The organism is Bradyrhizobium sp. NBAIM14 (genome assembly GCF_020193895.1).
Taxonomy (GTDB): Bacteria; Pseudomonadota; Alphaproteobacteria; order Rhizobiales; family Xanthobacteraceae; genus Bradyrhizobium; species Bradyrhizobium yuanmingense.
Map to the genome: position 1 here is coordinate 1 of NZ_JADYVQ010000012.1, position 13,356 is coordinate 13,356.

Annotated in this window: 13 protein-coding genes; 7 read left to right on the plus strand and 6 right to left on the minus strand. The window is 63.5% G+C overall.

Annotation, left to right across the window (positions count from 1 at the left end):
• Positions 1 to 303 precede the first annotated feature (303 nt).
• A complete protein-coding gene (locus tag I6F28_RS24545) occupies positions 304 to 657 on the plus strand; it encodes a cupin domain-containing protein (protein WP_109145945.1) in 354 nt (117 codons plus the stop codon).
• A gap of 216 nt (positions 658 to 873) precedes the next feature.
• Here the strand turns inward: I6F28_RS24545 and I6F28_RS24550 are convergent, their stop codons facing one another.
• Both I6F28_RS24550 and I6F28_RS24555 read right to left on the minus strand, forming a co-directional pair.
• Entirely contained in the window at positions 874 to 1,077 is a 204-nt protein-coding gene (locus tag I6F28_RS24550) for a DUF2158 domain-containing protein (protein ID WP_036024831.1), read from the minus strand.
• A 102-nt stretch (positions 1,078 to 1,179) separates the two neighbouring features.
• Positions 1,180 to 2,229 (minus strand): hypothetical protein, encoded by a 1,050-nt coding sequence (locus I6F28_RS24555; RefSeq protein ID WP_225141484.1) that lies wholly within the window; start codon positions 2,227 to 2,229, stop codon positions 1,180 to 1,182.
• A 259-nt stretch (positions 2,230 to 2,488) separates the two neighbouring features.
• On the opposite strand from I6F28_RS24555, the gene I6F28_RS24560 reads away from it, so the two are divergent.
• The 5 genes from I6F28_RS24560 to I6F28_RS24580 all read left to right on the plus strand — a co-directional run bounded on the left by I6F28_RS24560 (position 2,489) and on the right by I6F28_RS24580 (position 9,439).
• Positions 2,489 to 2,872, plus strand: a complete 384-nt coding sequence (locus I6F28_RS24560; RefSeq protein WP_225141486.1) for a hypothetical protein — start codon at positions 2,489 to 2,491, stop codon at positions 2,870 to 2,872.
• A gap of 51 nt (positions 2,873 to 2,923) precedes the next feature.
• Positions 2,924 to 4,621, plus strand: coding sequence for an efflux RND transporter periplasmic adaptor subunit (locus I6F28_RS24565; protein WP_225141488.1), 1,698 nt, complete (start codon positions 2,924 to 2,926; stop codon positions 4,619 to 4,621).
• A gap of 6 nt (positions 4,622 to 4,627) precedes the next feature.
• Positions 4,628 to 7,747: an efflux RND transporter permease subunit gene (locus I6F28_RS24570; RefSeq protein WP_225141490.1), complete on the plus strand. Its 3,120-nt coding sequence runs from the start codon at positions 4,628 to 4,630 to the stop codon at positions 7,745 to 7,747.
• A gap of 30 nt (positions 7,748 to 7,777) precedes the next feature.
• Positions 7,778 to 8,149: a hypothetical protein gene (locus tag I6F28_RS24575; RefSeq protein ID WP_225141491.1), complete on the plus strand. Its 372-nt coding sequence runs from the start codon at positions 7,778 to 7,780 to the stop codon at positions 8,147 to 8,149.
• Between the two features lie 306 nt (positions 8,150 to 8,455).
• Positions 8,456 to 9,439: a Bug family tripartite tricarboxylate transporter substrate binding protein gene (locus I6F28_RS24580; protein ID WP_050995926.1), complete on the plus strand. Its 984-nt coding sequence runs from the start codon at positions 8,456 to 8,458 to the stop codon at positions 9,437 to 9,439.
• A gap of 291 nt (positions 9,440 to 9,730) precedes the next feature.
• Here the strand turns inward: I6F28_RS24580 and I6F28_RS24585 are convergent, their stop codons facing one another.
• Genes I6F28_RS24585 through I6F28_RS24600 form a run of 4 tightly spaced genes read right to left on the minus strand, consistent with a single transcriptional unit; the run spans position 9,731 to position 12,489 of the window.
• On the minus strand, positions 9,731 to 10,474 hold the full coding sequence (locus I6F28_RS24585; protein ID WP_036024837.1) for an HAD family hydrolase: 744 nt from the start codon (positions 10,472 to 10,474) through the stop codon (positions 9,731 to 9,733).
• Positions 10,471 to 11,358 (minus strand): oxygen-dependent coproporphyrinogen oxidase, encoded by an 888-nt coding sequence (hemF, locus tag I6F28_RS24590; RefSeq protein WP_225141641.1) that lies wholly within the window; start codon positions 11,356 to 11,358, stop codon positions 10,471 to 10,473. Before hemF ends, I6F28_RS24585 begins: the two co-directional genes overlap by 4 nt.
• A 20-nt stretch (positions 11,359 to 11,378) precedes the next feature.
• Entirely contained in the window at positions 11,379 to 12,011 is a 633-nt protein-coding gene (queE, locus tag I6F28_RS24595) for a 7-carboxy-7-deazaguanine synthase (RefSeq protein ID WP_225141493.1), read from the minus strand.
• A gap of 10 nt (positions 12,012 to 12,021) precedes the next feature.
• The gene (locus tag I6F28_RS24600) at positions 12,022 to 12,489 is read right to left on the minus strand and encodes a tRNA (cytidine(34)-2'-O)-methyltransferase (RefSeq protein ID WP_225141495.1); all 468 of its coding nucleotides are present in this window, start codon (positions 12,487 to 12,489) and stop codon (positions 12,022 to 12,024) included.
• Between the two features lie 279 nt (positions 12,490 to 12,768).
• On the opposite strand from I6F28_RS24600, the gene petA reads away from it, so the two are divergent.
• Positions 12,769 to 13,299: a ubiquinol-cytochrome c reductase iron-sulfur subunit gene (gene petA, locus I6F28_RS24605; RefSeq protein WP_036006265.1), complete on the plus strand. Its 531-nt coding sequence runs from the start codon at positions 12,769 to 12,771 to the stop codon at positions 13,297 to 13,299.
• Positions 13,300 to 13,356: the final 57 nt, after the last annotated feature.

The window sequence follows — 13,356 nt, forward strand, 5'->3', positions numbered from 1 at the left end:
GCTGGACGTTCAAGGCCGAGTACATCTACATCAATCTCGGAAAGTCGAACGGCAATGCTCTTGCATTCCCCGGCGCGTCCTTCACGGACACCGAGGTTCAGCTTCATACGGCCAAGGGCGGCATCAACTATCGGTTCTGATCCGATCGGCATCAGCTCGTAGGGATGGGTTTCGCCGTTGCGAAACCCATCCTTGTGCCACTCCCGGCGTCGCAGCAGTCTCGTATTGTGATTCAGCTCGTGCTAACCGGCGCAGCTCGTCTTGCAAACGCGGACCAGACTGCTGCTTGTCCAGGGAGACGCCATGAAAGCACCCGCAAATCTCGCCGAGAAGCTCGCAACCTTTACTGATCGCTTCTCCCCGCGCACGGTGGCGACCTATAACGACAACGACATCATGGTGGCCAAGCTTGAGGGGCCGTTTCATTGGCACAAGCACGAGGACACGGACGACTTCTTTCTCGTGCTCAGCGGGACGCTCGACATCGAGCTGCGGGACCGCACGGTCACCCTCAACCCCGGCGAGGTTTTTGTCGTGCCGAAGGGCGTCGAGCACCGGCCGGTGGCGCGTGGGGAAGTGCACATCCTCTTGATCGAACCGACGGGGACGCCGAATTCCGGAGACAGGGCCACGGCGGCGCCTCGTATCCTCGTCTGATCAACCCGCGCCCGTCATCGGGGCCGCGGTGAGGCCCTCGACGCACAGCGCCTTCACCGTCGAGCCATTGGCGGCGAGCTTCGCTTGCGAAATCCATCGCTTGCGCTTCTGCGACATCCAGCGATGTCCGCTATCGCCCTGTGGTTGACAGGGAAGCGGACATCGGGCGCGCCGGAGCCGAACTCGGCTCGCACGAGAATGCAGTCCGAGAAGTGCCTACTCCTCGTCATCATCTTCGTCTTCGTCGTCCTCGTCGTCTTCTTCCACCTGCACGAGCACGGCGAGCGGCAGCGTCTCGCGGAACAGGTCGCCTTCCATGCCCATCCACAGGCACAGCGCCTCGTTCTCCTTCACCTCCGCGACGGTCAGCGGCTGACCGCCGGATTTCAGCATCACGACATCGCCGGCCTTCAGATCCATGGATTGTCCTTTCGGTTGATCGACACGGCCGACGCTAACAGGCCGTCATGACAGGCCGATCACGCCGGCTACCGGTGCCGGAAGGTGTCTCCGCGGTACGGCTCAGCTGCGCTCGCTCGTGACCGGCTGGTTCGGCAGGCACTGGTTGCTGAAATAGCCGATGGCATCGCGCGCGAGCGGAACATGGCAGAAGAAGCCGGTGGGGCGGTATCGCACCCTGATGCGATCCAGCTGCGCCATGGTCAGCGTCATGAACGCGTCCAGCCGGCGGGCCTGAAGCTGTAGCCTGTGCTCATTGCTGTCGCGTGGTTTGTCGAGCTTGCGATCGTTCGGCACGTCGTTGCCGGAGGCCGGAGCTTGCAACGCATTCGGTCCGCCGCGGAGCACCTCGAAGCAATGGTGCATCACCAGGACGTGGTGCTTGGCGCTCCACCAGTTGATGGTCACGACCTTCTGCAACGCATCGATCTCGCCATCCGCCCACCTGGCACAGAGGTTGACGTAGGATTTGAGCCCATTGGCCGTCGGGTCGTTGCACAATTCGTCGCTGGGGCGTCCAGGATCGGCGCCATTGAAGATCGCACCCTTGAACTGCGGAAGGTTGGCGTCGGAATCGCAATCGAAGTTGTACTTGGTGAGCAGCGTTGCCGTCAGGGGATCCTGGTCAAGCGTGTGCTCTGCGGCCGGATCGCGCCCGAGGTCGCTGGGCCAGTCGATGTAGATCTCCGCCTTGCGCGCAAAGATGGCGCCGTTCCGCCGCAGCGACGTGCGCGCCTTCCAATAGTCCGAGAACGAGCCGAATGTCTTGGAGTCCACCGGAATGAAAGCGGGGCTTGCCTGCGCCTTCAGCGAGCCGAACTGCTCGCGCAGCATGGTCTCCTGCTGGATCTGCACGTCGGCGAAGGCGTCCGAGATCTCGAGGAAGGTGTCGGTCGCCTTCTGCATGTCCGCCTTGGCCTGCTCGCCGACCTTCTGTTCATAGGAATTCAGGTACTGGAAATATCCGCCCAGGAAGCCGGTCAGCAGGGTCACGGCCGTCAGTCCCTTGGTGACCGAGAGGCGGCTGTCCCAGGATTGAATTCTCTGCCAGATACCCGCCGCCTTCACCGGGGATCGCGTGCGCGCTGCCTGCTTCGGAAGGTCCTGCTCCATTGTCGCCTCCAACTCGCCACGCCCCATGGCACGAGGCTACCGCAATCCCGGATTGCGGCTTGTGAAGCATTTCACTTCAAGTAAGGCAGGCGGGCTGCCGGATGTCGGGCGGCGGCAGCTCCTCGATCGAACGGGGAGGGTGTCTGGACCACCTCCCACGCGATGCGAACGTCGCCTTGAATTCGCGGTCGGCATCGCCTAGTTTTTCGGCGTGCCGCACGGTGTCCGCCACCATCTTCGTCAACTCGCCAGAACGGCCATGTTCGTGGCGATTTTTGCGTTTGTGCTTCAGGCGGCCCTGATCTCGGTCTCGCAGGTGAAGGCGGCTGTTGGCGCCATGCCGATGCCGTCCGTCACGCTCAGCGGTTCCCTGCATTTCCACGATCAGCTGGCCGGCCACGTGCATTCCCACGCCGGCGACGACGCGGAAGGCCACGTCCATGACGGGCCGGATCACGACGAGGACGGCGCTCCCGGCGTGGCCTGGGACATGTTTGGCACCTCGATCGCCTCAGCGCAGGTCGTTCACCTGCTCAGCGTCTTCGAAGTGCTCGGCGCCATGGACCTGCCGCTCGCGCGGGCCATTGTCGGGGTGCGCCCCGACGGACTCGTCCGGCCACCAAGTACCTTCAGCATCGCGTAGTCCCGGCGGCGCTTCGGTCGCCGCCTTTTCGCATGTCTGAAGGATCTTTCGATGTTGATGAATCAGCGCTGCCCGAAAGGGCTCGCAGCTCTTGGGCTGGCTGGCGCTTTTTGGTTGGCGAGCCTGGTCTTTGCCTTGTCGGGCGCCTTTGGCCATGAGGGGCACGATCACGGCGACGCCGAGAAGACGGCCGTCGTGTCCTCAGCCTATCCGAGGATTGCCGCGCGCTCCGAGCTCTACGAAATCGTCGGCATCCTGAAGGACGGCAGGCTGTCCGTCTTCATCGATGATGCCGCGACGAACGAGCCGGTCTCGGGCGCCGCCTTGCAGGTCACGATCGGCGATTCCGCCCCGATCGAGGCATCGAGCCAGGAGGACGGCGTCTACACCGCCCCGATTCCGAACGGCACACCATCCGGATCGGTCGAGGTGATCTTCTCGATCAACGCTAGCAGGGGAAATGATCTGCTGGTCGACTCGTTCATACCGCGTGCAGAGGCCCGGCCCGCAGAGCAGAAGCACGCGCCCGGCTGGCTTCTCTCGACCCGAGCCGCCATCGCCGCGTCCGTGCTCGCCGCCTTGGGCTTCGGCGGTCTCTTCGCCTATTGGAAGCGGCGTGGCCGCTTCATGGCGGCCTCGATGTCCGCGGTGTTGGCGGGGGCTTTCGTCATTCTCGCCTCCGTCATGTTCGGCGAGGGCCGGACCAATGCAACGCAACCAAGTCCGCCGGATGTTCCCGCGCTGAGCGATGCCCCGCGCCGTCTGCAAGACGGCACCGTCTTCGCGGCCAAGCCGACGCAGCGTCTGCTCGAGGTACGAACCGCTGCAGCCGAGCCGCAGACGATTCATCCCGCCGTCACCCTGATCGGCCGTGTCATGGCCGACCCCAACCGCAGCAGCATCGTGCAGAGCATCTACGGCGGCCGCGTGGTTCCCGGCGATGACGGCATCCCCCGCATCGGGCAAACCGTCCGCAAGGGCGATCTGCTCATCCGGATCGAGCCGCATCTGCCAATCGCCGACCGCACGACGATCCTCGAGAAGGTCGGCGAGATCGAACAGCTGATGGCGATCACGGACAACAAGCTGCGGCGTCTCCGGCCGCTGGCCGAACGCGGCGCGGTGCCGCAAGGGCAGGTCAACGACCTCGAAAGCGAATTGGAGGGTCTGCGGGCGCGCCGCGAGACCGTTCGCAATTCCCGCACCGGCTTCGAGGAACTGCGGGCATCGACCGATGGCATCATCACCGCAGCCAAGGTCGCGCCGGGCCAGGTCATACAGCTCCAAGACGTCCTGTTTCAGATCGCGGACCCAAGCAGTCTTTGGGTCGAGGCGCTCGCCTATGACGAAATCGGCTTGAAGCAGCCTGAAGCCGCAACGGCAATGGCTCCGAACGGGCAGCAGATTGCGCTGAGCTTCGTCGGGACGAGCCGGGCGCTGCGCCAGCATGCGTCCGTGGTTCAGTTCGCCATTCCGGAGCCACCAGCAGGTCTCAACATCGGTCAGCCGTTGAATGTGATGGTCCAGGCCGGAGCGCCCGTGTCTGGCCTGGTCGTGCCGCGCAATGCCGTCGTTCGAAGCGGCAACGGTGAGAATATCGTTTGGCTACACACGGAGCCCGAGCGCTTCGAGCCGAGGCCGGTTCGCGTGGTGCAGGTAGACGCAGCCCGCGTGATCGTGGCCGCCGGTATCAACGAAGGCGAACATGTCGTCGTTCGCGGCACCGACCTCATCAACCAGATCCGGTAGCCGACCATGTTCAAGCTCATCGTCCACACAAGCTTGCGCAATCGCCTGTTCGTGCTGGTGGTCGCCGCCGTCCTGGTCGGCTACGGCCTGTTCGTCCTGCCGAGCGTTTCGGTCGACGTCCTGCCTGACATCAACCGCCCGACCGTCAACATCCTGACCGAGGCAGAGGGACTGGCGCCCCAGGAGGTCGAACAGCTGGTGACGTTCCCGATCGAGACGTCGATGAACGGCATGCCCGGCGTCATTCGCGTGCGCTCGGTCTCGGGCGTTGGTCTGTCGGTCGTCTATGTCGAGTTCGACTGGGGCGTCGAAATCTACCGCGCCCGGCAATTCGTCTCCGAGCGGCTGGCGCTGATCCGCGAGCAATTGCCGTCCGCGGTCAATCCCCAGATGGGCCCGGTGACCTCGATCATGGGCGAGATCATGCTGATCGCGCTGACGAGCGATGGCACGGCTTCACCCATGGACGTGCGCGAGATCGCCGACTTCGTCGTCCGACCGCAACTCCTCGCCATTCCCGGCGTCGCCCAGGTGATACCCATCGGCGGCGAGGTCCGCCAATATCGCGTGACGCCGAACGTCGCCACCATGCAGGCACTCGGCGTCACCCATGATCAGATCGAGCAGGCGGTCGCAAGGTTCGGCACCAACAGCGGCGGCGGCTTCGTCGACCAGCATGGCCGCGAATATCTGATCCGCAATGTCGGTCTCACCAGGCGTATCGAGGACCTCCGCAACACCGTCGTCGTCAACCGCGGAGAGCAGCCGATCCTGCTGAAGCAGATTGCCTCTGTGGATTTTGCCGCGCGGACCAAGCGCGGTGACGCAGGATATAACGGCAAGCCCGCCGTCATCGTCAGCGTCATGAAGCAACCGGCTGCGGATACCGTAGCACTGACGCGCAATGTTGAATCAACGCTGCGGGAGCTGCAACGCACTATGCGCGGGGGCATCAGCGTCACCAACGTGCAGTTCCGGCAGGCCACCTTCATCGAGACCTCGATCGGCAATGTCGAGCGCGTCCTGATCGAGGCCGCGATCGTCGTCGCAATAGTCCTGTTCGTCTTCCTGATGAACGGTCGCGCCGCGTTCGTGTCGCTGACGGCCATTCCAATATCGATCCTGGTGACGGTCCTGGTGTTTCGCGCCTTCGGCCTCACGATCAACACCATGACGCTGGGCGGCCTCGCCATCGCGATCGGTGAGCTGGTCGACGATGCCGTCGTGGACGTCGAAAACATCCTGCGGCGCCTGCGGGAGAACGCTGCGTCGAGCACCCCGCGCCCTGTTCTCGACGTGATCTCCGGCGCGAGCCAGGAGGTTCGTTCCAGCATCGTCTATGCAACGATGATCATCGTTCTCGTCTTTGTGCCGCTGTTCGCCCTTCCGGGAATCGAAGGGCGGCTGTTCACGCCGCTTGGCGTCGCCTATGTGGTCTCGATTCTGGCTTCGCTGCTGACCTCGATCACGGTGACGCCGGTGCTGTCCTACTATCTGCTTTCGGGACGAGCTCATTCAGGTGACCGCGAGAGCTTTGTCGTCACGAAGCTGAAGCAGGCCAATCGGCGGGTGCTCGGCTGGGCCTTCCAGCGGCAGGGTTTGGTGCTGGTCTTCGTCGCCGCTGCGGTCGCGGTGGCAGGCTATGCCGCGAGCCAGATGCCCCGCAGCTTTCTTCCTCCTTTCAACGAGGGGACGCTGGTCCTGTCGCTGCAGTACAATCCAGGCATTTCGCTCGCGGAATCCAACCGTCTTGGCCTATTGGCGGAGCAGTTGCTCGCAAAGGTGCCCGAGGTGAAATCGGTCGGACGGCGCACCGGCCGCGCCGAACTGGATGAACACGCCGAAGGCGTGCACTACAGCGAGGTCGATGTCGATCTCACACCGTCCAAGCGCCAGAAGGCGGACATCTATGCCAGCATCCGGGAAGCCCTGTCCGCGCTGCCGGCGTCGGTGGCCATCGGACAGCCGATCAGCCACCGCCTCGATCATCTCCAGTCCGGTATTCGTGCCCAGATCGTGCTCAAGATCTTCGGCCAGGACATCGAGATGTTGCGGCGGCTGTCCGAAACGGTGCGCCAGCGTCTGTCGACGATCCCGGGTCTGGTCGATCTCCAGGTCGAGAAGCAGGTGCTGATTCCGCAAGTGCGGGTTCAAATCGACCATGCTCGCGCCGCGCTTCACGGCCTGACGCCGGCTGCGGTCACCCAGGCACTCGACGCGCTGTCCAATGGCCGGAAGGTCTCCCAGATCGTCGACGGCAATCGCCGTTTCGACGTCGTGATGCGCCTGTCGGAGCAAGACCGTTCGACCACGGGACTGCACAATTTGCTCATCCCGACCGGCTCGGAGTTCGTCCCGCTGAGCGCTTTGGCCGATATCGTCGAGACAGACGGGCCGAACCAGATTCAGCGGGAGGGGACCCAGCGCAGGATCGTCGTGTACGGCAACGGGGACGGACGCCGCGACATCGCCGATATCGCTGCCGACATTCAGAGGTCGGTTCGCGAGCTCGACTTCCCGCAAGGTTACACGACCAGCCTCGAAGGCGCGTTCCAGGCCCAGCAGGAGGCGACCTGGCGCATCGGCATTCTGTCGCTGGCCTCCATGGCGATGATCTTCGTCGTCCTCTACAGCCGCTACCGGTCGATCGCACTGGCGCTGATCATCATGGGAGGTATTCCGCTCGCCCTGATCGGCAGCGTCGCCGCGCTGAAGATCTCCGGGCAGCCCTTGTCGGTGGCATCGATGATCGGTTTCATCACGCTGGCCGGCATCTCGGCGCGCAACGGGATCTTGAAGATCTCGCACTACATCAATCTCGCCATCCACGAAGGCGAGCGTTTCGGGGCCGGGCTGGTCATTCGCGGCAGCATGGAGCGCCTCAGTCCGGTGCTGATGACGGCGCTTTGCGCAGGACTAGCCCTCACGCCGCTCTTGATCGGCGCGGACGAGCCGGGTCGGGAAATCCTGCACCCGGTGGCCGTGACGATCTTCGGCGGCCTGCTCAGCGCCACGGTCCTCGACACAATCGTGACCCCGATTCTGTTTCTGATGTTCGGCAAACAGCCGCTGCAGCGGCTGGTGGCCGGGCACGCCGCAACGTTCACCCCCGCGGAAGCCTATTGATGCGCGCGGACAACCACCGAGGAGCCTGCAATGAGAACTTATATCGGCCTCGCCATGACGGCTGTGATGATCGTGACGCTGGATGTTGCCGCGGCGCAGACGAAGGGCAGCAACGGCGGCCCTATCGTCAAGTCGCAAGGGCATCCGATCGAATTCGTCAGTAAGGGGACGGACATCGTCTTTTACGTTGGGGATGACGATGGATCGCCGCTGTCGACGAAGGATATGCGGGGACGCGCAACGATTCAGGATGGCGGCAAGACGGTCACCGTTCCGCTTGCGCCGGCCAATCCCAACATGATGACGGGAAAGCTGCAAGCCGAGCTGTCGCCAAAGGCGATCGTGGTGTTCTCCGGCAGCTTGCACGGTCATTCGTTGACCGCGAGATACGCTGCGCAATGATTGGGGCGTGAAAGACCGCGTTTGCGCCCGCAACGCGGCGGAGCTCGCGACCTACATCGCCGAGAAAGGCAAGCCGCTGCTGACGCTCAAGGTGAAGCGTGGGAGTTGAGACAACGCGTAGGCAAAACTCGACAACGCTTGGAAGAGCGAAGCGCCACCCCTCGGCAGGTTTGCACGCCGGCGATTTCACCGCGACAAAGCGCCTGTGATAAATAGTGGATCAATCAATACAATCTGAGCATCAATCGGGATGGCATGTGCACGTAAAATAGGCCCTCAGAAAAATGTCGCAACGGAGGATCGACAATGGGCAATGCTACTTTTTTATCGAAGATTCGATTTGGTGCAGCTGGCATCCTGCTTCTTGCCGCAACCTCGATGGCATACGCGGCCTGGCCGGAAAGGAATATCACCTTTATCGTTCCATTCCCGGCGGGAGGCTCGTCCGACATGGTCGCGCGCGCAATCGGACAGAAGGTCTCCGATACGCTGGGGCAGCCGGTGGTCGTCGAAAACCGCTCCGGCGCAACGGGCGCTCTTGGAGCAACGGCGGTGGCCCGGGCGCCAGCGGACGGATACACCATTCTCGTCGGCTCGATCGGTGTCTATGCGACGAATCCATTTCTTCAGCCTAATCTGAAGTATGATCCTCTGAAGGACTTCGACCTTTTGACGGTCGCCGTGCGCGCACCGAACGTCCTGGTCGCCAACTTGAACTTTCCGGCAAACACCGTCGCCGAATTGGTGGAGCAACTGAAGAAGGCCCCCGGCAAGATCACTTTTGCAAGCTCGGGTGCGGGTTCGTCCGATCATCTCACGGCGGCGCTGTTCTGGCAGCGCACTGGGACGACCGGTCTCCATGTGCCGTATCGCGGCGGGGCGCCCGCTGTGAGTGATCTCCTCGCGGGGCATGTCAACGTATCGTTTCAAAACATCAACGCCGTCATCGGGCAAATTCAATCCAAGCAGCTCAAGGTTCTCGCCATCACCGGTGATGCCAGATCCCGTCTTTTGCCCGAAGTGCCCACCTTGAAGGAACTTGGGATCGATGGTGTCGACGTCTTTTCGTGGCAGGCGGTGGCTGCTCCGAAGGGGCTTCCTGCCGATGTGAAAGCAAAATTGCATGGCGAGATCGTCGCGGCGCTGAAGGCACCGGACGTACGCAAACGAATGGAGGATATCGGCCTCGAAATCGTGGCTAACACCCCGGAGCAATTCCAGGAGTTTCTGGTCTCTGAGTTGGCCCGCTGGAAGCGGGTCATTGAGACCGGCAATATCACCGTGGAATAGGTTGCCTTGGGCGTGCTCGAGCCTCTCGCGGGAGGGACAAGAGCATGATCCGGAAAAGTGCGTAGCGGTTTTCCGAAAAGATCATGCTCAAACAATAAGCTAGAGCGCGATGACGATTCATCCTCATCGCATCGCGCTCTAGGGTCGATGGCAACCCTCGCGACGATGCCACAATACCCCTGTTTTGCCCGACGGGTCAGAAATTTTTCGTAAAATCCGCAAGTCCTTGATTTTACAGCAGCGCGCTACTGTGCATGGGGTTGTTTTTCGAGTCTTGTTTTGACCGGCTGATTACGGCCGGTCCGGCAGCAGTTCGCCGAGCGAGCGGATGATGCGGTCGGGCCTGACCGTCGAGCCCTCGGGCAGGCCCTCGCCATGCACGTCCATCCAGATCGCATAGATGCCGAGGCGCTGCGGCGTCACCACTTCCCATTCCAGATTGTCGCCGATCATCCAGGTGTCCTCAGCGGTGACGCCGAGCGCCTGCATCGCGTGCAGATAGGCGCGCTCCTCGGGCTTGCCGAAGCCGTGCTCGCCCTCGATCTGGATGTGGTCGAAGCGGTGCGCCAGCTCGAAGCGTTCGACCTTGGCGCGCTGCATGTCGGCGGCGCCGTTGGTGACCAGCGCGAGCTTGATGCCAAGCGCCTTGAACTGGTCGATCGCCTCGTGCGCGCCGGGAAAGACGAACATCTCCTCCTCGCGATAGGCGGTGAAGCGGTCGGCGAGGCGAATGGCGAGGTCATCGGGCAGGGCGCGGTGGCCTGCGGCCGCGAGCGCGGCGAAGCCGCCCTTCACGGTCAGGTGCCGCGCCTCGGCGAGCTTCATCCGCCACGCCGGTTCGGCATTGGCCCAGAAGTTTCGCGCGAAGGCCAGCACTGCGGTCGCGACCATCGGCGGTGGCAGCGGGGCGAGCTCCTCGGCGAATTCGGCCGTGATCGTGTTCCAGGCGATCTCGGGCCGGCCATAGGCCGACAGGATGGTGTCGTCCATGTCGATCAGCATGGCGCGGGGCAGCGGCGGCAGCACGGCGTTCATGGCCACTTCACCTCGGGCGGCAGCGACGACAGGATGGAGTCCACGTTGCCGCCGGTCTTCAGTCCGAAGATGGTGCCGCGGTCGTAGAGCAGGTTGAACTCGACGTAGCGGCCGCGGCGGATCAATTGCTCCTCGCGGTCCGCAGGCGTCCAGGTGCTCGCGAAGTTGCGCCGCACGATCTCGGGATAGATCTTCAGGAAGGCGCGGCCGACGTCCTGGGTGAAGGCGAGGTCGGCGTCCCAGTCGCCGCTGTCGTGCCAGTCGTAGAAGATGCCGCCGATGCCGCGCGCCTCTTTCCGGTGCGGCAGGTAGAAATACTCGTCGCACCATTTCTTGTACTTGTCGTAGTCGGCAACACCGCTCGGCTGCACGCAGGCCTGTTTCATCGCGGCATGGAAGGCGATGCTGTCGGGATCGTCCTGCGTCCGCCTTCGCTCCAGCACCGGCGTCAGGTCGGCGCCGCCGCCGAACCAGGCCTTCGTGGTGACGACGAAGCGCGTGTTCATGTGCACGGCGGGGACGTTCGGATTGCGCATATGCGCGATCAGCGAGATGCCGGAGGCCCAGAATTTTGGATCCTCCGCCGCGCCGGGGATCTGGGCCCGGAATTCGGGTGCGAACTCGCCGTGCACCGTCGAACAGTGCACGCCGACCTTCTCGAACAGCCGGCCATGCATCATCGACATCACGCCGCCGCCGCCGGCCGCGCCGGAATGGTCGGTGCGCTGCCAAAGCGTGCGCTTGAAGCGGCCGACCTCGCCCGGATAGAGGCTTTGCGGCGCGTCGTCCTCGAGCCGCTCGAAGCTCGCGCAGATGTCGTCGCGCAAGCGCTCGAACCAGGCGCGGGCGCGGGCCTTGCGGTGTTCGATCGTCGTGACGTCCATCTGCATTCGCGGGTCGCGTCCTATCTGATGCCGAGCGATTTGTGGGTCTGCACGCTGAGCCGCCATTGCGGATGGTGCAGGCAATAATCGATCGCGCGCGCGGTGTTCTCGATGACCTCAGGCCCGTCCATCGGCTGCAGCGAGAAGCGCTCGAAGGCGAGATCCTCAAATGCTTCGGGCATCGCCAAGGCCTGGGGATAGACCAGCTTCAGCTCGTGGCCCTGGCGCAGGACCAGGTCGCTGCCGCCCTTGGGGCTAACGCAGATCCAGTCGAGCCCATCAGGAGCTGCGATCGTGCCGTTGGTCTCGACGCCGATCTCGAAGCCTCTTTCGTGCAGCGCCTCGATCAGCGCGGCGTCGACCTGGAGCAGCGGCTCCCCGCCGGTCAGCACGACGTAGCGATTGGCGGCAGCCGCCGTCCATTGCGCGGCGATGGTATCGGCGAGTTCCGCAGCCGAGCCATAGCGCCCGCCGAGCGTGCCGTCGGTGCCAACGAAATCCGTGTCGCAGAACTTGCAGGTCGCATCCGCGCGGTCGGCCTCCCGCCCGCTCCAGAGGTTGCAGCCGGCAAAGCGGCAGAACACCGACGCGCGCCCGGCATGGGCGCCTTCGCCTTGCAGGGTCAGGAAGATCTCCTTGACCGCGTAACTCAAGCCTCTCTCCTCAACCTGTCAAACCTTGCGGGTTCCGGGTCTGCCGCAGCGCCTCGCCGGCGGCCATGGCTACGCTCATGGCCACATTGAGCGACCGCAGCCCCGCCTTGATCGGGATCACCAGACGCGCATCGGCCGCCTCGACCACTGCGTCGGTGACGCCGGCGCTCTCGCGCCCGAATAGCAGGATGTCCGAGCTCTGGTAATGAAAATCGCGGTAGTCGGTGGCGGCCTTGGTGGTGAACAGCAGCAGCCGGTGGCCCTGGCTTGCACGCCAGTCCTCGAATGTCGCCCAGGAGACGTGGCGGGCCAGCCTGACATGGTCGAGGTAGTCCATTCCCGCCCGGCGGAACAGGCGGTCCGAGATGGGGAAGCCCGCCGGTTCGATGATATGGGCATCGAGCCCCAGGCAGGCGCAGAGGCGAAGAATCGTGCCGGTGTTCTGGGGGATGTCGGGCTGGAAAAGTGCGATCTGCATGGGCGGCGGCGAGTTGGCTTGCGGGCGCAAAATGTCTCAATAAAACATCGCCCGCCCGGGAATTCGTGCATTGCACGCTCCCACGCCGTTAGCGGGCTTGCGCTCGCCCGGCAAGGGTGCCAATAGAACGATTCTGGACTGCTGTTTCACCCGTTTAGAGGTGAACAAGCCAAGTTCTGCCGCCGCGGGGGGCCGCGGGTGCCGGCAGCCTTTCCGGGGACCTCTTGGGCGCCCCTCGGAGCGGTTCCACCGGTAGCGCAAGAAGAAAGGGTTGGAATCGTGACGACAGCGTCTTCGGCGGACCATCCGACACGCCGTGATTTCTTATTCGTTGCAACAGGGGCATTTGCAGCAGTAGGGGGCGCGGCTGCGCTCTGGCCCTTCATCTCCCAAATGAATCCGGATGCCTCGACCATCGCCGCCGGTGCGCCGATCGAGGTCGATCTCAGCCCGATCGCGGAAGGCCAGGACATCAAGGTGTTCTGGCGCGGCAAGCCGATCTACATCAGCCACCGCACCAAGAAGCAGATCGACGAGGCGCGCGCCGTCAACGTGGCGAGCCTGCCGGATCCGCAGACCGACGAGGCCCGGGTCAAGTCGGGCCACGAGCAGTGGCTGGTCGTGATCGGCATCTGCACCCATCTCGGCTGTATCCCGATCGCTCATGAAGGCAGCTACGACGGGTTCTTCTGCCCCTGCCATGGTTCGGTCTACGATACGTCCGGCCGCATCCGCCAGGGCCCAGCGCCCACGAACCTGGCCGTGCCGCCGTACCAGTTCGTTTCCGACACCAAAATCCAGATCGGCTGAGCTTCGGACTCAAGTCCGAAGCTTCGCGCCGTCTCGTCGTACTATTTCCTCAGGATC